Source organism: Streptomyces sp. NPDC051315 (assembly GCF_044455165.1).
GTDB lineage: Bacteria > Actinomycetota > Actinomycetes > Streptomycetales > Streptomycetaceae > Streptomyces.
The window spans coordinates 1-20,285 of the sequence record NZ_JBITEN010000025.1; the positions used below are offsets into that span (position 1 = coordinate 1).

Consider the following 20,285-nt stretch of genomic DNA (forward strand, 5'->3'; position numbering starts at 1 on the left):
CGGCGGGACCCGCTATATCCAGGGGGACTTAATCGCAAACACCTACGGTCTCTGAGACGGCCCGCACTCGAAAAGCGGCCGCCCACCCCGGTCGGGGGTGGGCGGCCGCTTTTCGAGTGCGGGAGGCGCGGTGCCGGGCGGACCGGGGGCGCGAGAGGAACGCGGCCCGGGTCAGTCCGGGTAGAGCTCGGACAGCTCGTCGGCGTACTTGTCCCGGATGACCCGGCGCCGCATCTTCAGCGAGGGCGTCAGCTCGCCGGTCGCCGGACCCCACTCCTCGGCCAGCAGCTCGTACCGTTTGACCTGCTCGGTGCGGTTGAGCCGGGTGTTGGCGGCGGCCACCGCGCGGTCCACCTCCGCCCGGACAGCGGGATGTTCCGCCAGCCCGGCCAGTCCCCCGTCCGCCTGGACGCCGTTGGCCGCGGCCCAGGCGGGGGCGGCCTCCGCGTCGAGCACCAGCAGGGCGACCAGGTAGGAGCGGTTGTCGCCGTGCACCATCGCCTGGCCGATCAACGGGTGTTCCTTGAGCGCGTTCTCCACCAGGGTCGGCGAGACGTTCTTGCCGGTGGAGGTGATGATCATCTCCTTCTTCCGGTCGGTGAGCCAGAGGTAGCCGTCCTCGTCGATCCGGCCGATGTCGCCGGTGGCCAGCCAGCCGTCGGCGTCGATGCCGGACCGCACCGAGCCGTCCGGCTGGAGGTAGCCGGAGAAGACGGACGAGCCCCGCACCAAGATCTCGCCGTCCTCGGCGATGCGGATCTCCACGGACTCCACCGGGCGTCCCACCGAACCGAGCCGGAAGCCGGTCTTCGGGCTGTTGCTGGTGGCCACGCCGGTGGTCTCGGTCAGCCCCCAGGCGTCCATGACGACGATGCCGAAGCCGGCCCAGAACTTCACCACGTCGACCGGCATCGGCGCCGACGCGCTGGCCGACCAGGTCACGCGGTCCAGACCGCCCGCGGCCAGCATGGGCAGCAGCACGTCCTCGCGGACGCGGGCGTAACGCTCCTCGAGCCCGGCGGGCGGCGTCTGGCCCCGCTCGCGGTACCCGACGTGCTCGCGGGCGATCTCGAACGCCTGGTCGATGACCGCCCGCTGATCGGCCGGCATCAGCGAGAGGACGGCCCGCACGGCGGCGGACAGTTTCTCCCAGATCCTCGGCACGCCGAAGAACTGCGCGGGACGCACCTTGCGCACCACCTCGCCGACGCGCGTCGGGTCGGCGCAGAGGTACACGTGCGAGGCCCGGTGGCAGGGCAGGTAGATGCCCAGCATCCGCTCGGCGATGTGGGCGAACGGCAGGTAACAGATGTGCTCGACGTGCGGCGGCAGCTCGACCACGGCGTCCAGCGCCAGGGCGTTGGACATCACCTGGCGGTGGGTCAGGACGACGCCCTTGGGCTCGCCGGTGGTGCCGGAGGTGTAGACGACGGTCAGCGCATCTTCCGGACGGGCGGCGTCCAGTTCCTTGGCGTACTGCTCCGGCACCGGCTCGCGGAGCAGGGCGGCGTACGGGAAGTGGCCGTCCTCCGCGCCCGCCTCGGCCACCACCAGACGCTCCAGCGGGGTGTCGGCGTCGGCCAGCAGCGGCTCCCACACGGCGACCTGCGCCGCCCCCTCCACGACGGCGAGGCGGGCCCGGCAGTTGCGGGCGATGTGGGTGATCTGCTCGGGGGCCGCGGTGCCGTAGACACTGACCGGGACCGCGCCGAGGCGGACCAGCGCCAGGTCCGACAGCCAGTGTTCGGGCCGGTTGGACATCATCATCAGCACGTGGTCGCCGCGGCCGACGCCGAGGGCCCGGTAGCCGGCGGCGAGGCTCCGGGTGTGCTCGTGGATCTCCGCCCAGCTGAGCGTCGTCCAGCCGCCGTCCGGGTCCGCCGACTGCCAGGAGAGGCCGGGGAGGCAGGGGTACTCGCGTGCGTTGCGGGCCAGCAGCTGCGGCAGGGTCCGGTCGGCCGGGTCGTCGGGCTGGTCGCCGGTGGTGCGGGACGTTGATGTCATCGGGGCCTCCTTGCGGGTCGGAGGGAACGTCTGGAAGACCGGGGCGGGGGGAAGCCCCTGCGGGCGGGCGCGGTGGAGCCGGGGAGGGAGGTGGGCATGCCGTCCTCCCCCGGGGCCCGGGGAAGGACGGCCCTGCCCAGGGAACCGGTGGGTGCTCGGGAGCTGCGGATTCGGGCCGGGGGCACCGCGGACCCTCGGAGCGGATCAGGAGTCGGTGAAGGTCTCCCCCTGCTCGGCCTTGCGCACCAGCAGCTCGGGCGGGGCGAAGCGCTCCCCGTGCTTCCCGGCCAGCTCACGCGCGCGGGCCACGAAGCCGGGCAGCCCGGTACCGCCCCCGGCGCCACCGTCGTAGCCGTTGATGTACTGCAGCACGCCGCCCGTCCACGGCGGGAAGCCGATGCCGAGCAGCGAGCCGATGTTGGCGTCCGCCACCGAGACCAGCACCCCCTCCTCCAGGCAGCGCACCGAGTCCAGCGCCTCGACGAAGAGCATCCGCTCCATCAGCTCGGTCAGGTCGGCGGGCTGCTTCGCGGGATCCGTGAAGTGCTCGCGCAAACCCGGCCAGAGCCCGGCGCGCTCGCCGTCGACGTAGTCGTAGAAACCCGCGCCGCCGGACCGTCCGGGGCGGCCGAACTCGTCGATCATGCGGTCCACCACCGCGTCCGCGGGGTGCGGCTCCCAGCTGCGGCCCGACGCCTCGGCCGCGCGGCGGGTCTCCTCGCGGATCTTGCGCGGGAGGGTGAGGGTGAGCTCGTCCATCAGGCTGAGGACCTTGGCCGGGTAGCCGGCCTGGGCGGCGGCCTGCTCGACGGAGGCCGGTTCGATGCCCTCGCCGACCATGGCGACGCCCTCGTCGAGGAAGCGGCCGATGACACGGGAGGTGAAGAAGCCGCGCGAGTCGTTGACCACGATCGGCGTCTTGCGGATCTGCCGCACCAGGTCGAAGGCCCGCGCCAGCGCCTCGTCCCCCGTCTTCTCACCCCTGACGATCTCCACCAGCGGCATCTTGTCGACCGGCGAGAAGAAGTGCAGGCCGATGAAGTCCTGCGGCCGCTCCACCCCCTTGGCGAGGACGGTGATGGGCAGGGTGGAGGTGTTCGAGCACAGCAGGGGGTACCCCCGGACGGAGTACGGGGAAGCGTCCGGGGTGACGACCTCCTGCACCTCCTGGAACACCCTGTGCTTGAGGCCCGTGTCCTCGAAGACGGCCTCGATCACCGCGTCGCAGCCGGCCAGGTCCTGGACGTCGGCGGTCGGGGTGATGCGGGCCAGCAGGGCGTCCGCCTCCTCCCGCGTCGAGGTGCCGCGCGAGACGGCCCTGGCGCACAGCTTCTCGGAGTAGCTCCTGCCCCGCGCCGCCGCCTCGGCGGAGACGTCCTTCAGCACGACGTCGATGCCCGCCTCGGCGCAGGAGTAGGCGATGCCGGCGCCCATCATGCCCGCGCCGAGCACGGCCACCTTGGTCACCTTGCGCGGTTCGACGCCCTGCGGGCGGCCGGCGCCGGAGTTGACCGCCTGCAGGTCGAAGAAGAAGGCCTGGATCATGTTCTTGGTGATCCGCCCGGTGACCAGTTCCGTCAGGTACCCCGCTTCCACCACGAACGCCGTGTCCACGTCGACCTGGGAGCTCTCCACGGCCGCCGCGAGGATGTTGCGCGGGGCCGGGTACGGGGCCCCGCCCGTCTTCCTCTTCAGCGTCGCGGTGAAGGCGGGGAGGTGCGCGGCCAGCTCCGGGTCCGAGGGGGTACCGCCGGGGATGCGGTACCCGGGGGCGTCCCAGGGCTGCGTGCACCGCGGGTGGGCGTCGACGAACGCCCGTGCCCTGGCGAGGAGTTCGTCCGGGTCGGCGGCGATCTCGTCGACCAGGCCGGCCTCCAGGGCGCGCGTCGGTCCGTACTGGGTGCCCTCCAGGAGGACCTTCCGCAGGGCGCCCGCCACCCCGAACATGCGGACCGTGCGGGTCACTCCGCCGCCGCCGGGCAGCAGGCCCAGGGTGACTTCGGGAAGCCCGACGCGGGCGGCCGGGCTGTCCAGCACCACGCGGTGGTGACAGGCCAGGGCGATCTCGTAACCACCGCCCAGCGCCGCGCCGTTGATCGCGGCGACGACCGGCCTGCCCAGCGTCTCCAGGACGCGCAGCGAGCGCTTGACACGCATCCCGGCCTCGAAGGAGGCGCCGGCGGTCTCGGGAGTCACGGAGATCAGGTCGCGCAGGTCGCCGCCGGCGAAGAAGCTCTTCTTGGCGGAGGTGACGATGACGCCCCGGACGGCGTCGCGGCGTTCCGCCAGCCGCGCCGCGACGGCGTCCAGCGAGTCGATGAACGCGGCGTTCATGGTGTTGGCGGACTGGTCCGGGTCGTCGAGGACGAGGGTGACGACGTGGTCGTCGGACTCTTCCCAGCGGATGGTGGAGGGTCGTGCGGTGGTGTCCATGGCTGAGGTCTCCCGTGAAGGCGAACGGCTGCGGAGGTGGACGGCCGGTCAGAGGCGCTCGACGACGGTGGCGATGCCCATGCCACCGCCGACGCACAGGGTCGCCAGCCCGTACCGCAGGTCGCGGCGCTCCAGTTCGTCCACGAGGGTGCCGAGGATCATCGCGCCGGTGGCGCCGAGGGGGTGCCCCATGGCGATGGCGCCGCCGTTGACGTTGACCCTGTCCAGGCTCAGCCCCAGGTCCTTGACGTAGCGCAGGACGACGGCGGCGAACGCCTCGTTGATCTCGACCAGGTCGATGTCCTCGACGGTCAGGCCGGCCTTGGCGAGCGCCTTGCGGGAGGCGGGCGCGGGCCCGGTCAGCATGATGGTGGGATCGGCTCCCGACACGGCGGCGGAGACGATCCGGGCACGCGGGGTCAGGCCGTGACGCTCGCCGGCCTGCTTGCTGCCGATGGCGACCAGGGCGGCGCCGTCGACGATGCCGGAGGAGTTGCCCGCGTGGTGGACGTGGTCGATCGTCTCCACCCAGTGGTACTTCTGCAGCGCCACCGCGTCGAAGCCGGCCAGTTCGCCGGTCCGGGCGAAGGAGGGCTTGAGCCCGGCCAAACTCTCGGCCGTCGTGCCGGGCCGGATGTGCTCGTCCCGGTCGAGGACCAGCAGCCCGTTGCGGTCCCGCACGGGGACGACGGAGCGGTCGAAGCGCCCGTCCTTCCAGGCGGCGGCGGCCCGCTCCTGGGACAGCGCCGCGTAGGAGTCCACGTCGTGCCGGGAGAAGCCCTCCAAAGTGGCGATCAGGTCGGCGCCGATGCCCTGCGGGACGAAGCCGGTGGCGTGGCTGGTCCGCGGGTCCAGCGCCCAGGCACCGCCGTCACTGCCCATCGGAACACGCGACATGGACTCCACGCCGCCCGCCAGGACCAGGTCCTCCCAGCCCGAACGGACTTTCGTCGCCGCCAGGTTGACGGCTTCGAGGCCGGACGCGCAGAAGCGGTTCTCCTGCACGCCCGCCACCGTCTCCGGCAGACCCGCGAGGAGGGCGGCGGTACGGGCGATGTCCGCGCCCTGGTCGCCCAGCGGGCTGACCACACCGAGCACGATGTCGTCGATCGCCCCCGGGTCGAGGTCCGGGAAGCGGCGGAGGGTCTCGTGGATCAGGCCGACGACCAGGTCGATCGGCTTGGTGCCGTGCAGGGCCCCGTCGGCCTTGCCGCGACCGCGCGGGGTGCGGATCGCGTCGTACACGTACGCCTCGGTGCTCACCTTGGGTACCTTCCATGTCGGGTCTGAAGGAAGCGTCGAACGCCACACGGGAGTCATCGAGGGGACCCGGCCGGGGCGCGGCCGAGCAGCGAGCGGCCGATGATCTCCTTCATGATCTCGGTGGTGCCGCCGTAGATGGTCTGGACACGGCTGTCGAGGAACGCCCGGGCCACCCGGAACTCGCTCATGTAGCCGTAGCCGCCGTGGAGTTGCAGACAGCGGTCGACGATCCGCTTCTGCAGTTCGGTGGCCCACCACTTGGCCATCGAGGCGTGCACAGCGTCGAGCCGGCCCTGGCTGTGCTCGGTGACGCAGCGGTCCACGAAGGTCCGGGTGACCGCGGTCTCGGTGGCCATCTCGGCGATCTCGAAGCGGACGTGCTGGAGCCCCGCCAGCGGTCTCCCGAACGCCTCGCGCTCCGTCACGTACCGCACGGTGACGTCCAGGATCTCCTCGGCCGCGGCGGCGGCGCCGACCGCGATGGCCAGCCGCTCCTGGGCGAGGTTGCCCATGAGGTAGGTGAAGGCCCGGTTCTCCTCGCCCAGCAGGTTCTCCTTGGGAACGCGCACGTCGTTGAAGAACAACTCGGCGGTGTCCTGGGCCTTCTGGCCGATCTTGTCGAGGTTGCGGCCGCGTTCGAAGCCCTCCATGCCGCGCTCGACGACGAGCAGGCTCTGCCCCCCGCTTCCGCCCTCGGGGGTGGTGCGGGCGACCACGACGACGAGGTCGGCGAGGACGCCGTTGGAGATGAAGGTCTTCGCGCCGTTGAGCAGGTAGTGGTCGCCCTGGTCGGTGGCGGTGGTACGGATGCCCTGCAGGTCGGAACCGGCGCCGGGTTCCGTCATGGCGAGGGCGGTGACGAGGTCGCCGGAGACGAAACCGGGCAGCCAGCGGCGTTTCTGCTCCTCGTCGGCGAGCCGGGTCAGGTACGGGCCGACGATGTCGTTGTGCAGGCTCAGGGCCAGGCCGGAGGCACCGGCGCGGGCGAACTCCTCGATGAGGACGGCGCTGTACCGGAAGTCGCCGGTCCCGCCGCCGCCGTACTCCTCGCCGACGGCCATGCCCAGCAGGCCCTGGCGACCCGCCGAGCGCCACACCTCGCGGTCGACGACGCCGTCCTTCTCCCAGCGTTCGTGGTGCGGGACCACCTCCTTGGCCAGGAAGGTCCGTACCGTTTCGCGGAAGGCCTCGTGGTCGGGGGCGTACAGGTCTCGTTCCAATGTCACAGCCAACTCCTCACGCGCTCGATCAGCCGAGCGGGATCGGGACCGACGGGGGTGACGTTGAGCATGGTCACGCCCGCCTCACGGAAGACCTCGACGCGGTCGCGGACGTAGCCCTCGGGGCCGGCCAGGCAGAGGTGCTCCAGCAGCTCGGCCGGTACGGCGGCCTCCGCGTCCTTCTTGCGGCCCGCGAGGTAGTGCTCCTGGATGGCGGCCGCGGCCGACTCGTAGCCGTAGGAGCAGACCAGGTCGTGGTAGAAGTTGCGGCCGGGCGCGCCCATGCCGCCGACGTAGAGGGCGACGGTGGGGCGCATCAGGTCGCGGACGGCCTCGGCGTCGTCCCCGATGGCCAGCAGGCCGCCCGCCACGACCGAGAGCGGGCCCAGCGCGGGGTCGCGGCGTGCGGTGCCCTCGGTGAGCGGCTCGCCCCACACCTTGGCGGCGTGCTCGGGGACGTAGAGGAACGGCAGCCATCCGTCGGCGACCTCGGCGGTCATCCGGACGTTGGCCGGGCCCAGCGCCGCGACGTAGACCGGGACGGTGTCGCGGACCGGGTGGTTCAGCAGCTTCAGCGGTTTGCCGAGGCTGCCTCCCTTCTCGGGTGGCAGGGGCAGGTCGGTGATGCCGTGGTGCTCGATCACCTCGCGCCGCCAGATCCGCCGGGACAGCTCGATCACCTCGCGGGTGCGGCCCAGCGGGCGGTCGTAACGGCGGCCGTGCCAGCCCTCGACGACCTGGGGTCCGGAGGCGCCGACGCCGAGGAGGGCGCGGCCGCCGCTGAGGGCGTCGAGTCCGGCCGCGGTCTGGGCGATCAGCGCGGGGGTGCGCGAGTAGACGTTGAGGATGGCCGAGCCGATCCGCATCCGCTCGGTCTTCGCGGCGAGGTATCCCATGACCGTCGGGGAGTCGAAGCCGTAGGCCTCGGCCACCCAGACGGCGTCGAGGCCCGCGGACTCCAGGGCCGCGGCCCGGTCCGCCGCGGCGCGCGGATCGCCGGCGTACGTCAGGGGTGAGGACAGTTCCATCAGCAGTGGTCCTTCAGCAGTTCGGGCACGCCCCAGTCGCGGGCCACGTCGGGCGTGTGCGCCCCGGGGACGGCCGGGGGGAGCCGGAGGGTGCCGGGGGTGTCGGAGAAACGGGGGGCGGGCGCGGGCTGGGTGATGCCGTACGCCTCGGTGTAGGTGCCACGTCCGGTCAGGTGCCGATGGCCGGCCGCCTCGTGCAGCGAGAGCACGGGCGCGACGCAGGCGTCGGTGCCTTCGAAGACGGCCGTCCACTCCTCCCGGGTGGCGGTCTTGAACCGGGTGGTGAACAGGGCCCGAAGTTCGGGCCAGTCGCGCGGGTCGGCGCGGTCCGGCAGGTCCTCGCCGTCCAGGCCCAGCAGGGAGACGAACACCGCGTAGAACTGCGGTTCCAGGGCGCCGACCGCCATCCAGCCGCCGTCGGCGGTCTCGTAGACGCCGTAGTAGGGGCAGCCGCCGTCGAGCAGGTTGCGGCCGCGGGCGTCCTGCCAGGTGCCCTCGGCGAGCATGCCCCAGAACAGGGAGGTGAGGTGTGCGGTGCCGTCCACGATCGCGGCGTCCACCACCTGGCCGCGGCCGGTGGCGCGGGCGGTGAGCAGCGCGGCGAGGACGCCGGTGGTCAGGTAGAGGGAGCCGCCCGCGTAGTCGCCGAGCAGGTTGACGGGGAAGGCGGGTGGTCCGTCCGGCGCGCCGATCATGGACAGGGCGCCGGCGGTGGCGATGTAGCCGATGTCGTGTCCGGCCAGGGGCGCGAGGGGGCCTCGCTGGCCCCAGCCGGTCATCCGGCCGTACACCAGCGCGGGGTTGGCGGCCAGGCACTCCTCGGGACCGACCCCGAGCCGCTCCGCGACACCGGGCCGGTATCCCTCCACCAGGATCTCGGCGCGCGCCGCCAACGCCCGTACCGTTGCGGGTCCTTCGGGCGACTTGAGGTCGACCAGGACGGAGCGCTTGTTGCGGTTGGTCACGTCGTGGGCGGGATCGCCGCCGAGCGGCGAGGGGCCGGGGCGGTCCACGCGCACCACGTCGGCGCCCAGATCGGCGAGGAGCATCGCGGCGAACGGACCGGGACCGATCCCCGCCAGTTCCACCACGCGCACGCCGTCCAGCGGGCCCGCCACGTCGCAGTCGGAACGGTCGGTGGAGTACTGGCTCATGGGTTCCCTTCTCGGTGCGAGGCGGGTTCGGGCGCCATCAACCGGAGACTTACTGAGCGTTCGCTAAAACGTAGGAGGGCGGCGCCCGTCGGTCAACTCCTCGCGCGACACTTGTTTTTGTGGGTCGACACCGGGAAAGTGGCTTCCGGTCGGCCGCCGGATGCCGACTTCACTGATCGATCGCTAAGCGCACGGAGGGAGGCGCGTCGGACTCACGGCCGTACGATGTCGCCGATCGCCGCCCGTCCCGAGGAGAGTCGTTGAACACCGCGCCGAGCCAGGACTCCACACCACCGGCGGAGCACTGGCGCTCCTACAGCCCCCTCGACCTGCACCCGATCCTGATGCGCGCCATGGAGGCCTTCAACGAGCACGGCTACCACGGCACTTCGGTCCGGGACATCGCCGGCCGGGTCGGCGTCACCGTGCCCGCGCTGTACTACCACTACGAGAACAAGCAGGCTCTGCTGGCAACGCTGCTGGAGACGTCCATCAAGGACGTACTGGACCGCTGCCGGGCCGCGGCCGCGGAGGCCGGGGACGATCCGCTGGCGCGATTCTGCGGCATGGTCGAGTCGATCGTGCTCTACATGGCCCACCGTCAGCAACTGGCCTTCCTGGACACCGAGATACGCAGCCTGGAGCCCCGGAACCGGGCGCGGTACGTCGCCCTGCGCGACTATCTCGAGCACATGCTGCTGGACACCGTCGAGGCGGGCCGCGCCCAGGGCGCGTTCACCACGCCGATCCCGGCCGACGCGGTGCGTTCGGTCCTCGTCATGTGCCAGGGGGTCGCCAACTGGTTCCGCGAGGACGGCCCGCTCTCCGCGGAGGAGGTCGCCGAACGCCATGTGCTGCTGAGCCTCTGCACCGTCGGCCACCCCGGCGCGGTCACCGGCGATCTTGCGCTGCCGTTCCCTAGGCACTCTTCCCCCCGGGGTTCCGCTCCGCGTACACCGGCACCATCCTGACGCCTCGGTTCCCCTCACTTCCGAGGTGACGGCTCAGAGAGAGGACACCCCGCATGGACGTGCTCGAGGCCCGCGCCCGGTTCAAGGAGCTCCAGGAGAGGGACGGCCAGGTCGACCCTTGCGAACTCGACCAGATCTGGGCGGCGTTGGCCACTGTCCGCCCCGAGGACATACTCGGTGAGTGGAAGGGCGGCGAGTTCCGCACCGGCCACCCCCTCAACGGCATGCTGGCGAAGGCCGACTGGTACGGCAAGACGTTCGCCGCCGTGCACGACGCCAAGCCGCTGATCTGCCGCAACGCCGCGGGCGAGCTGTACTCCAACCGCGAGCTCGGCAAGGGCGAGGCCAGCCTGTGGACCGTCGAGTTCCGCGGCGAGGCGACGGCCACCATGGTCTACGACGGCCAGCCGGTCCTCGACCACTTCAAGCGGGTGGACGACACCACGCTGATGGGGATCATGAACGCCAAGGGAACCCCCGCAGAGGGTCCCTTCTACTACTTCTTCCTCGAGCGCGCCCCCGAGACCCCGCACGAGGGCCCACATGCCGGAGAGGGCTCGTGAGGCGCGTCCGTGCCGCGGTCACCGAGGCGCCGGGCGCCGCGTTCACCGTGCGGGACGCGGACCTCGAGGACCCACGGCCGCGCGAGGTGCTGGTGAGGATGACCGCAGTCGGCATCTGTCACACCGACCTGGGGATGCGGGAGACGTGGCCCCGGCGGCTCACCCCGATGGTCTTCGGTCACGAGGGCGCCGGGAGAGTCGAGGCGGTGGGCGCGGAGGTGACCGGCGTCGTGCCGGGGGACCACGTCTGCCTCACCTTCGCCAGTTGCGGCGGCTGCGAGCAGTGCGCGGCGGGCCACCCGGCCTACTGCCACGCCGCGCAGGCGCTGAACTTCTCCGGTGGCCGCGCCGACGGGACCACTCCGCTCTCTGCAGACGGCAGACCGCTCCACGCCGGCTTCTTCGGGCAGTCCAGCTTCGCCACGCACGCCGTCGTCCACGAGCGTGGTGTGGTCAAGGTGCCCTCCGACCTGCCTGCCGCGGTCGCCGCGCCGTTGGGCTGCAGCGGCCAGACGGGCGCGGGCACCGTGCTCAACCGCCTGCTCCCCGATCCGGGCTCCTCGCTGGTCGTCCTGGGCGCGGGCGGGGTCGGACTGAGCGCGCTGATGGCCGCGGTGGCCATGGGCTGCGACCCGGTGGTGGCCGTCGACCCGGTCGCCTCCCGCCGTGCCCTGGCCACCGACCTCGGCGCCAAGGCGGCCCTTGCCCCCGGGGACGGTCTGGTGGCGGCGCTGCGCGACCTCACCGGCGGTGGTGCGCACCACGTAGTCGAGACCACCGGCCGTCCGGAGATGGTCCGCCGGGCCGTCGGCGCGCTGCGCCCGCGCGGCGAGCTCGCCCTCCTCGGCATCGGCGGTGAGGTGACGTTCGATGTGATGAGCCTGCTCGCCAAGGGCGTCCGCGTCCACGGGGTGATCGAGGGAGACTCCGACCCCGGCCGCTTCGTCCCCGAGCTGATCGGCCTGCACAGGCGTGGCCACTTCCCCCTCGACCGGCTGGTCACCACGTTCCCGTTCGAGGACATCGGTGCGGCCGTGGCCGCCATGGCGGACGGCAGCGTGGTCAAGCCCGTCCTCACCTTCGCCTGACCGGCCGCTCCGGCACCGGGAACAGCGGTGCCGGACGGCCTGTCCCCGCCGGAATGCCGACGGGGACACACCGTCCGGCGGTCGACACGAGCCGTTCACGTCGCAGGACGGGACAGCAAGTGATCCTGGAGTCACGTCCCGTGCCGTCCGCGCCGAGTGAGCACGGCCTCCTGACGGCCTGTGATTGACTGATCCGCATGGCCCCCGCCTCCCCATCCGCACGTTCGGCCGCGACCGCCGATTCGACCGCGGCCACTCGGCCCCGCAACCGCAAACAGCTCATCGTCGACGCGGCCGGGCGGGTCTTCAGCGAGCGCGGCTACCACAAGGCGTCCATGGAGGAGGTCGCCGCCGGGGTGGGTATCACCGCGGCCGCTCTGTACCGGCACTTCCCGAACAAGTACGCGCTGTTCGCCGAGTGCGCCCACGTCATGGTGGACAGACTGGTCGCCGCGCTCGACGAGGTGCCCTCCGAGGCGACCTTGACGGACGTGCTCACCGCCCTCACCCGGACCACCATCGCTCATCGCGCGTCGGGCGGCGTGTACCGATGGGAGGCCCGGTACCTCGACCACGAGGACCGCCGACGTCTCGGGGTGAAGTTCGCCCGCCTCGTCGGGCGGGTCGACGAGGCGGTACAGCGCGAGCACCCACTGCCTGACGAGCGCCTGCGGGCCATGGCGGCCCTCGGTGTGATCGGGTCCATCACGATGCATCACGTCTCCATCGCCGGGCGCCGGGCCGAGGACCTGCTGCTGGCGTCCGCGCTGCGGGTGGCCGCGACCGATCCGGCGGCGGGCCGGCTGGGCGCGCACCCCGTCGAGCTGCCTGCCCGGCCGGTGCCGCGCACGCGACGCGCGGAGATCCTCGCGGCCGCCATCCCGCTGTTCGCCCGGGACGGATTCGCCAACGTCACCAACGGACAGATCGCGGAGGCGGTGGGACTGACCCCGTCCGCGCTCTACCGCCATTACCCCAACAAGATCGACATCCTGGCGGCGGCATGCCTCCAGGCTGCGGGACTGCTGGCCCAGGGGGTGGAGCGGAGTCTGCACGAGGTGGCCGACCCGCACGACGCCATCGTCGCGCTGGCAGCGACGTATGTGGCCTACAGCTTCGAGTGCACCGAGCTGAACAGCGTTGCCGAGGCCGAGCTCGCCGGCCTGCCGGCCGACCTGCGGCGGCCCGTGGTCCTCGCACAGCGGGAGCACATTGCCGTCTGGGAGCAGCAGCTGCGGCTGGCCCGTCCGGAACTGGACCCGCGCCAGGCCCGGGTACTGGTGCACGCGGGGTTCGGCGTGGTGGTCGAAGCCGGACGCAGACTGCGGTGGCAGGACAGCCCTGACCGTCGTGAGGCCGTGACCGCTCTGGTCGTGGGCGCTCTGGGCCTCTGAGTGGCCGCCGGCATCCAACAGCGACGAGGCGCCGCGTGCGGAAGTCACCCTGCCGCCCGCCCCTCGGCCCGTCTGCCGCGGGGCGGGCAGGTGAGGTCGGATCGACGGCTCAGCCAGCCCTGTTTCCGGTAGGGATCGTGATGGGGGTGGTGGTTCCGGAGGAGCCCTTGTTGAGGAACAGCATGGCCAGGGCGCGCACGAACTGGTCGAACAGGTAGAAGGTGCCAGGCATGACGGGCGACAGCCCCTCACGGAACAGGATGAACGCCGGCCACCCGGTGCGGACCAGGGTCGCCGCCGCGTAGTCGCGTTTCAGCCCCAGCCAGTCGCCGACCTCGTCGCTGAGGACGTAGCGCACGAACTCGTTCAGGAACCCGCGCGTGACGCCGAGGTCGATCTGTGCGGTCAGGCCGAGCAGCTCCTCCGCCAGTGCGATGCCCTCGGTCGACGGGCTGAGGATCGGGGTGAGCACCCGCGCCGACTGCGCTTCGGCCTCCGCCCACGTCCGGGGGATGTGCTCGTACGGCACCCCGAGCAGGTGGATGGCGACCTGCCACGAGTGCAGAAACGCCTCCTGGTCAGCGGCCGGGAACGGGATCCTCCAGTCGCGCAGCTTCCTGTACACGTAGGTGCCCAGGCTGTGGAAGGTCACCAGGATGTCGGCGGCGCTGATCGGAATGCTCTCGTCGGCGACCGCCCGCCAGTGCGGCGACTGCGGCAGCAGGTGACGCACCGCGGCGTGCACCACGCGCGTCTTGTTGGCGGTGACGACGAACTGTCCCGTCGGCGTAAAGGCTCCCAGCTCGGACAGGTCGTAGCCGAACGTGAAGGTCTTGGCCGCACGGTCCTGCATGTCCGCGCCACCCGCGGACCAGTAGACGCTCTTGGCCTCGCGCGGGATCACCGTGCTCATGATTCCGCTGCCGAGCCCGTACAGCATGAAGAGGTACGTGTCCCTGCGCCGGTTGAAGTCGGCGGCGCGAGCGAGCTTGGCGGGGTCGGCCCAGGAGGGCAGCCGGTTGACCTGCCGCAGGTATGCGGCGAATTCGGCCGGCAGGCCGCTGGGCAGCGGGTCGTTGTTGTGCACCCACGACGCCCACGCGGTGTTGATCGCCGGAACGTGTCCGTTGTCGAGCATCGAAGCCATCAGAGGGTCCGCCGCGTCGTCCCAGATCCACTCCGGACCGGTCCCCGCGGCGGCTCCGGTCACCGAACCCGACGACGCCCATGCCTGGGCGGGGTTCGCCACGGCCACGAGGCCGAGTGCCACACCGAGCGACAGAGCCTTTCGTCTGCTGAGGTTATCCATTGACTTACCTGCTTCCCTGATGGGCCGGATGGTTTCCGATGCCTGCTCACACCTGCCAGTTGCGCAACCTCTGCGACGACGAACGTTGTCGCACGGATGTGATTTTCGATTAACATAGCGAGGTGCGTAGCCGTCGGCAATGGTGGTGACCCAAGCTCGTCGCCCATACCGGCCCACGGTCCGTCGCCCCCGCTCCGGCACGACGGCCGGCAGCATCCGCACCTCCGCGCTCCGCCCGCCGTGACGGGGCGGTTCGGGCCGGCCTTCGACGGGCCGTCACCTTCTGCGCGCGACCTGGAAGCAACTCGTCCCGGGCCGAGGAGCTGAAGGAGATCGACTCCCGGTCCACACGCCTTCCTGCCGCAGACGGTCCACGAAGAGGCCCGGCCGGCAGGGCAGGTCGGTCAGCGCCAGGCCTGTCGTTCCTGGCCGCGTGGGTCGTCGGCCCGGGTCCACTCGGCGTCGATGCGCATGGTGGCCCGGCGCTCGTCGTCGTACGGGTCCCAGCCGGGGCTGCCGGTCCTGGCGAACCGGACCCATGTCTGGTGCATACGGGCGGCGAGATCCGCGGGGGGCTTGTCAGGGCCGAGCAGGGCGGCGGGGCCGCGCAGTTGCGGAAGGTGGGCGACATCGAAGACGAACGGCAGCTCGACCGCGTGGGTGGCGCCGAGCTCTCCGTCCAGGGCGTGCGAGCGCCAGGCGAACTCGTAGGCGTATGTGGCTGATTCGGGGTGAGCGGCATGCGCGCCGGCCAAGGCCCAGCTACCTGCGCCGAACAGCGCGTCGCCCATGATGGCGGAGCGCAGCTCGCCGAAGGACGCCTCGGGGCGTGTCTTGCGGTACGTCTCGACGAGTCGCGCCGGTTCCGGGTGCGAACGCGCCGCCGCATCGTCGACGTCACCGGCGGTCGAGGTGGCGTACCTGCCCACCGGGACCAGGTACAGGTTTCCCTCCTCGGTGTTGGTCCCGATGAGCAGGTCGACGTCGGCGCTCAGGCCTGCGGCCACGGATTCGGCGGGCTGCGTGTCGAGGACCAGGCTGAAGGGGCTGAGTCCGATCAGTGGATCGTGGTGCGACTCGGTCTGCAGGTCGATGCCCGCGAGCCCGGAGGCGGCCTCGACCAGGCGCTCGTCGGAGATCTCCGCGAAGGCGTCGACATGAGGTTCGATGCCCAGGGCCTCGGCCGCTGCGTGGGTGACGCGGGCAGCCTGCTCGGTGGTGAACGCCCCCAGGCCGCTGCCGCTCTGGACGATCGCCCGGCGGAAGAGGCCAGCGGCTTCCGGGGCGGCGAGGAGGCCGCCGACGACGGTCGCCCCGGCCGACTGGCCGAAGAGGGTGACGTTGTGCGGGTCACCGCCGAAGGCGGCGACGTTCTCCCGCACCCAGCGCAGCGCGGCGACAACGTCGAGCAGGCCGCGGTTGGCGGGCGCGCCGGGGATGTCGAGGAACCCGGCGATGCCGAGCCGGTAGTTGAGGGTGACGAGGACGACGCCGTCGCGGGCGAAGGCGGAGCCGTCGTACAGCGCGGACCGCGTCGATCCGGCGACGAATCCGCCGCCGTGGACGAACACCATGACCGGCAGGTCGCCGTTCGCGTCGGCGGGCGTCCAGACGTTGGCGGTGAGGTAGTCCGCGCCGCGGCTCCAACCGGTGCCGAAGTAGGGGGACATGTCGACGCTGCCGAGCTTGCGCTCGGACTGCGGGGCGTTGGGTCCGGGCACGGTGGCGTCCCGTAGGCCGTCCCACGGCTCGTGCGGCCGGGGCGGCGCGAACCGGCCGCCGCCGCGCGGCGGGGCCGCGTAGGGGATGCCGAGGAAAACGGCCGTGTCGCCCCGGCGCAGGCCGCGGACGGCTCCCTGCGCCGTGGTCACGATGGGTTCGGGGTGGTGGCTCATGTCTCGTGTCCTTCCGCAGGACTCAAGCCTGCTCGGTGTACGGGGCGAAGGGAGCCCAGCCCTTGATGGTGAACTTGTCTCCCGCGCGTGCCACTTCGGCGGCGCCGTGGCCGCCGAGATGCGCGGGGATCACGAGTGCGTTGTTGTCGGCCGCCCAGCCCAGCACCTTGCGGCGGGTGGCGCGGGCGCCCGCGGGGTCCTCGCAGAAGCAACTGTTGGAGTCGGGCTCGAGGATCTGCACGGGGCTGTGCAGCATGTCGCCGACGAATACCGCGCGGTCCGTCCCGGAGGTGAGGGTCAGTACGGAGGAACCGGGGGTGTGTCCGGGAGCCGGGTCGAGGCGGAGGTCGGCGTCGATCTGGTGGCTGTTCTCCCACAGCAGCGTCTGGCCGGCCTGGTGCACCGGGGCCACGCTGTCCTCGAAGACATTCTGGTTGCCGCGGCCGAGCAGTGGCTTGTGGTCGTTCTCGGGATTCCAGAAGTCGAAGTCGTCCTTCGGCATCAGATAGGTGGCGTTGGGGAATGTGGGCACCCACTGCCGGCCGCTCAGGTACGTGTTCCAGCCGACGTGATCGATGTGGAGATGTGTGTTGATCACGATGTCCACGTCCTCGGGCTCGACGCCGGCGCGCGCGAGATTGGCCAGGAAGCCTGTTTCGAGGCGGTTCCAGACCGGCGCGTACGGGCGGTCCTTGTGGTTGCCCACGCCGGTGTCGACGAGGATGGTCCTGCCTCCGCTGCGCAGCAGCCAGGTCTGGATCGCGGAATTGACGGTATTGGTAGCGGAATCGAGGAAATGCGGGGTCAGCCAGGAGGCGCCGCCGTCCCACGCTTCCTTCGGACTTCCGGGGAAGAAGGTGTCGGGCGTCATTTCGACGGAACCGAAGTACTCCCATACCCGCGTGACGGTGACGTTGCCGAGCGTGATCTGTTCCATGGGGCGTCCTTGGGAATGCGGAGGTTTTCCTGGGACCGTACGAGCGGCCTCGGCGCGCGCGGTATCCGTCACGCGACTGCACCTGTGCGCATGGCCCGGGCACCGGGCCGGCCGCTAGTAGCCTGGGTGGGCCAGGGTGAGCGACTCCGATCGAAAGCCGCGATTCCGGGAGACTGACGTGGGCGGGCACACAGGCGACCGCGGTGCGGTCGTGGGACCGGAGCCGGATCCGGGGGAGCTGATCGTCGGCCGGGACGCGGAATGGGCACGCCTGACGCGTGCGGTGGACTCGGTGTCGGCCGAGAAGGTGCTGATGCTGGTTGGTGATGTGGGCACCGGGAAGAGCGCGCTGCTGGAGCACGCGGCGCGCCGGGCCGCAGCCGGTGGTGCTCGGGTACTGCGTGCCGAGGGAAGCGAGTCGGAGTCGAGCCTGGCGTTCTCCGGACTGCATCAGTTGCTGCGGCCGGTGCTGGCCGAGGTGGAGGGACTGCCAGAAAGGCAGCGCGCTGCGCTGCGGGACGCCTTCGGCGCGGGGTCGGCCGCGTCGGGAGCCGATCTCATGCTGGTCGGGGTCGCCGTCCTGAGCCTGTTGTCGGGCCTGGGCGACCACCATCGGGTGCTCGTGGTGCTGGACGATGCGCAGTGGCTCGACCGTGCTTCCCTGGACGCGCTGTCCTTCGTTGCCAGACGGCTGGAAGGTGAACCGGTCACGATGCTGATCGGGGCTCGTGGCGGCGATCACCTCCCGGGATTCGGCCGTCATGTGCCGACGCTCACCCTGGGACCGCTCGACAACGCTTCGGCCAATCAGCTGCTGGACCTGCAGCCGAAGAGCCCCACCGGGCACACCAGGTCGCGGATCCTCGACCAGGCAGGCGGCAACCCGCTGGCGCTGGTGGAACTGGCGAGGACAGCCTCAGCACCGAAGACGGCCGCGGGGCTGCCGTCCGCAGGTCCGCTTCCGCTCACCGATCACCTGGAGCGGATCTTCGCCGCCCGCCTGAACAGTCTCCCCGCCTCCACCAGGCGGGCTCTGCTGCTCCTGGCCGCCATGGACAGCGCCGACTGTGCGATCGCCGTCGCGGCGGGGCTGCCGCGCGCCGAGGACGCGGCCTGGCTGCCGGCCGAGCAGGCCGGGCTGGTCCGGCGGACCGGCCGGCATCTGCGGTTCCGCCACCCACTGGCCCGCTCCGCCGGGTACCACGCCGCGTCATCGGGAGCCCAGCGCGAGGCTCACCTCGCGCTCGCCGAGATGCTGCGGGACGAACCGGACCGGCGTGCCTGGCATCTTGCCGCCGCCTGCCCGCACCCGGACGCGGCTGTGTCGGCGGAGCTGGAACGGACCGCCGGCCGGGCCCGCCGCCGCGGCGGCCATGCAGCGGCGGCCCAGGCCCTGCAGCGCGCCGCGGAACTCGCACCGCAGCGCGAGGACAGTGCCCGGCTGCTGGTCGAAGCCGCCGCGGCGGCCGTGTTCACCGGAGACATCGCCTGGGTCGAGGAACTGACCGCCGCGGCACGCGCTCGGACGGATGACCCGTCGCTGCTGGCGTCCGCCGCCGTGCAGGCCGGACGGCTGGCGGTCCTGACCGTGCGCCACACCGTGGTCTTCTCCCGACTGGCCGACGCGGCCGCGAAGTGGGCGGTCTCCCAGCCCGCGGCCGGGCTGGACCTCGTGGCCGGCGCCGCCGTGGCCCGCTTCTACTCCGGAGAGGACACCCAGCGCCACCGCATCCAGGACATCCTGCGGCGCCTTCCCGAGAACGCCTCACACCCAGGCTTGCGCACCTGGGTGAGGGCCGTGTCGGACCCCATCGACAACCGGGCCCACCTCCTCTCCGCGCTGCCGCGGTTGGCTGCCGATGCGGAAGACCGGCCCGAGCGGCTCACCGCCGTCGGAATCATGGCGTGGCTCCTGGACGAGACCGCGCAGGCCGTTCGCGCCTTCGACGAGGCCTTCGACCGCTGGCAGGTGCAGGGAGCGCTGCCCGAGGGGCTGGGCGGCGCAGTCGCCTGGGCCTATGTGGAGCGAGGACGGTGGGAACAGGCCCGTGAGGCCTGCGCCCGCGCCACCGCGGTCGGCCGGGCGGCCGGCCTCGACCACGCCGTGGCCTGTGCGGCCACCGTGGACGCCACCCTGTCGGCCTTCCAGGGCGACTCCTCGTCGGCCCGAGCCCGGGCCGAGGACGCGCTCGCTCTGATCGATCCGCTGGAAAGCCGCTCGGTCGCCGTCTATGCCCGTCGTGCGCTCGGTGCCGCGGCAGCCGCAGAAGGCGCCTACGAGAGCGCATACGGCCAACTCCGCGCGGTCTTCACGGCAGATGGCGCACCCGTGCACTACCACGCCTCCTACCCGGCCCTCGCGGATCTGACGGCCGCCGCTGTGCGCAGCGGTCGCCAGGAGGAGGCTGCCCTGGTCGTCGAGCGCTCCGCAACCGCGCTGGCAGACAACGCCTCACCCCGCCTGCGTGCGCTGATCAGCCGAGCCCGTGGCCTTCTGGCGGACCCCGAGGACGCCGAAGGGCACTTCCGGGCGGCTCTGGCGGATCCGGTCCTGGAGTACTGGCCCTTCGAACGCGCGCAAACCCTGCTGGACCTCGCCGAGTGGCTGCGGCGCCGTCGGCGCATCGCAGAGGCCCGTGGGCCGCTCACCGAAGCCCTGGAGATCTTCCGTCGTCTGAGCGCGCGCCCGTGGATCGAGCGTGCCCGGGCCGAATCGCGCGCCGCCGGCCTCGACGTCACGGATGCGGCCCCCGACGCGCTCGCCGAACTCTCCCCGCAACAGCGGCAGATCGTCCGGCTCGCTGCCCGCGGGCTGACCAACCGGGAGATCGGCGAGAGGCTCTTCCTCTCCCCGCGCACGGTCGGCTCGCACCTTTACCGCAGCTTCCCCAAGCTGGGCATCACCGCCCGTTCCCAGCTGCGCGATCTCATCGAGGGGACCCTCACGACGGCGGCCCACCAGGAATAAGGACGCTCCGGGCCGTGGAAGCGGTCACTCGACGCAACTCGTGATGTCGGCCTCGCGG

At 71.8% G+C, this 20,285-nt stretch carries 14 protein-coding genes; 5 read left to right on the forward strand and 9 right to left on the reverse strand.

From position 1 onward, the window contains the following. Positions 1-171 precede the first annotated feature (171 nt). The 6 genes from ACIBBD_RS34275 to ACIBBD_RS34300 form a co-directional block, all read right to left on the reverse strand. Entirely contained in the window at positions 172-2,004 is a 1,833-nt protein-coding gene (locus tag ACIBBD_RS34275; RefSeq protein ID WP_399423489.1) for an AMP-dependent synthetase/ligase, read from the reverse strand. Positions 2,005-2,208: 204 nt separating this feature from the next. Then, a complete protein-coding gene (locus ACIBBD_RS34280) occupies positions 2,209-4,437 on the reverse strand; it encodes a 3-hydroxyacyl-CoA dehydrogenase NAD-binding domain-containing protein (RefSeq protein WP_399423490.1) in 2,229 nt (742 codons plus the stop codon). Between the two features lie 48 nt (positions 4,438-4,485). Further along, the gene (locus ACIBBD_RS34285) at positions 4,486-5,700 is read right to left on the reverse strand and encodes an acetyl-CoA C-acetyltransferase (protein ID WP_399423491.1); all 1,215 of its coding nucleotides are present in this window, start codon (positions 5,698-5,700) and stop codon (positions 4,486-4,488) included. 53 nt (positions 5,701-5,753) lie between these two features. Next, entirely contained in the window at positions 5,754-6,926 is a 1,173-nt protein-coding gene (locus tag ACIBBD_RS34290) for an acyl-CoA dehydrogenase family protein (RefSeq protein WP_399423492.1), read from the reverse strand. After that, positions 6,923-7,948: an LLM class F420-dependent oxidoreductase gene (locus tag ACIBBD_RS34295; RefSeq protein ID WP_399423493.1), complete on the reverse strand. Its 1,026-nt coding sequence runs from the start codon at positions 7,946-7,948 to the stop codon at positions 6,923-6,925. The genes ACIBBD_RS34290 and ACIBBD_RS34295 overlap by 4 nt, the downstream gene beginning before the upstream one ends. Then, positions 7,948-9,102: a CaiB/BaiF CoA transferase family protein gene (locus ACIBBD_RS34300; protein ID WP_399423494.1), complete on the reverse strand. Its 1,155-nt coding sequence runs from the start codon at positions 9,100-9,102 to the stop codon at positions 7,948-7,950. Before ACIBBD_RS34300 ends, ACIBBD_RS34295 begins: the two co-directional genes overlap by 1 nt. Before the next feature lie 260 nt (positions 9,103-9,362). Here ACIBBD_RS34300 and ACIBBD_RS34305 point away from each other — a divergent pair, with 260 nt between their 5' ends. The 4 genes from ACIBBD_RS34305 (at position 9,363) to ACIBBD_RS34320 (ending at position 13,118) form a co-directional block, all read left to right on the forward strand. Then, positions 9,363-10,073, forward strand: coding sequence for a TetR/AcrR family transcriptional regulator (locus tag ACIBBD_RS34305; protein ID WP_399423495.1), 711 nt, complete (start codon positions 9,363-9,365; stop codon positions 10,071-10,073). A gap of 53 nt (positions 10,074-10,126) precedes the next feature. Continuing rightward, positions 10,127-10,636, forward strand: a complete 510-nt coding sequence (locus ACIBBD_RS34310; protein ID WP_399423496.1) for a DUF4334 domain-containing protein — start codon at positions 10,127-10,129, stop codon at positions 10,634-10,636. After that, positions 10,633-11,724, forward strand: a complete 1,092-nt coding sequence (locus ACIBBD_RS34315; RefSeq protein ID WP_399423497.1) for an NAD(P)-dependent alcohol dehydrogenase — start codon at positions 10,633-10,635, stop codon at positions 11,722-11,724. The genes ACIBBD_RS34310 and ACIBBD_RS34315 overlap by 4 nt, the downstream gene beginning before the upstream one ends. Before the next feature lie 197 nt (positions 11,725-11,921). Beyond that, complete coding sequence (locus tag ACIBBD_RS34320; protein WP_399423498.1) at positions 11,922-13,118, forward strand: TetR/AcrR family transcriptional regulator; 1,197 nt, start codon at positions 11,922-11,924, stop codon at positions 13,116-13,118. 109 nt (positions 13,119-13,227) lie between these two features. Here the strand turns inward: ACIBBD_RS34320 and ACIBBD_RS34325 are convergent, their stop codons facing one another. From ACIBBD_RS34325 to ACIBBD_RS34335, 3 genes are all read right to left on the reverse strand, one after another. Then, positions 13,228-14,427: an oxygenase MpaB family protein gene (locus ACIBBD_RS34325; RefSeq protein ID WP_399423499.1), complete on the reverse strand. Its 1,200-nt coding sequence runs from the start codon at positions 14,425-14,427 to the stop codon at positions 13,228-13,230. Positions 14,428-14,831: 404 nt separating this feature from the next. Beyond that, the gene (locus ACIBBD_RS34330) at positions 14,832-16,322 is read right to left on the reverse strand and encodes a carboxylesterase/lipase family protein (RefSeq protein WP_399423500.1); all 1,491 of its coding nucleotides are present in this window, start codon (positions 16,320-16,322) and stop codon (positions 14,832-14,834) included. Positions 16,323-16,344: 22 nt separating this feature from the next. Continuing rightward, a complete protein-coding gene (locus ACIBBD_RS34335; RefSeq protein WP_399423501.1) occupies positions 16,345-17,259 on the reverse strand; it encodes an MBL fold metallo-hydrolase in 915 nt (304 codons plus the stop codon). A gap of 178 nt (positions 17,260-17,437) precedes the next feature. On the opposite strand from ACIBBD_RS34335, the gene ACIBBD_RS34340 reads away from it, so the two are divergent. Beyond that, the gene (locus ACIBBD_RS34340) at positions 17,438-20,227 is read left to right on the forward strand and encodes a helix-turn-helix transcriptional regulator (RefSeq protein WP_399423502.1); all 2,790 of its coding nucleotides are present in this window, start codon (positions 17,438-17,440) and stop codon (positions 20,225-20,227) included. The last annotated feature ends 58 nt before the right edge of the window (positions 20,228-20,285 follow it).

What these genes read in the sequence shown, in the direction of transcription:
- ACIBBD_RS34320 (WP_399423498.1), top strand. Translation starts at nt 11,922, where the DNA reads ATGGCCCCCGCCTCCCCATCCGCACGTTCGGCCGCGACCGCCGATTCG.
- ACIBBD_RS34280 (WP_399423490.1), bottom strand. Translation starts at nt 4,437, where the DNA reads ATGGACACCACCGCACGACCCTCCACCATCCGCTGGGAAGAGTCCGAC.
- ACIBBD_RS34335 (WP_399423501.1), bottom strand. Translation starts at nt 17,259, where the DNA reads ATGGAACAGATCACGCTCGGCAACGTCACCGTCACGCGGGTATGGGAG.
- ACIBBD_RS34310 (WP_399423496.1), top strand. Translation starts at nt 10,127, where the DNA reads ATGGACGTGCTCGAGGCCCGCGCCCGGTTCAAGGAGCTCCAGGAGAGG.
- ACIBBD_RS34300 (WP_399423494.1), bottom strand. Translation starts at nt 9,102, where the DNA reads ATGAGCCAGTACTCCACCGACCGTTCCGACTGCGACGTGGCGGGCCCG.
- ACIBBD_RS34275 (WP_399423489.1), bottom strand. Translation starts at nt 2,004, where the DNA reads ATGACATCAACGTCCCGCACCACCGGCGACCAGCCCGACGACCCGGCC.
- ACIBBD_RS34325 (WP_399423499.1), bottom strand. Translation starts at nt 14,427, where the DNA reads ATGGATAACCTCAGCAGACGAAAGGCTCTGTCGCTCGGTGTGGCACTC.
- ACIBBD_RS34295 (WP_399423493.1), bottom strand. Translation starts at nt 7,948, where the DNA reads ATGGAACTGTCCTCACCCCTGACGTACGCCGGCGATCCGCGCGCCGCG.
- ACIBBD_RS34330 (WP_399423500.1), bottom strand. Translation starts at nt 16,322, where the DNA reads ATGAGCCACCACCCCGAACCCATCGTGACCACGGCGCAGGGAGCCGTC.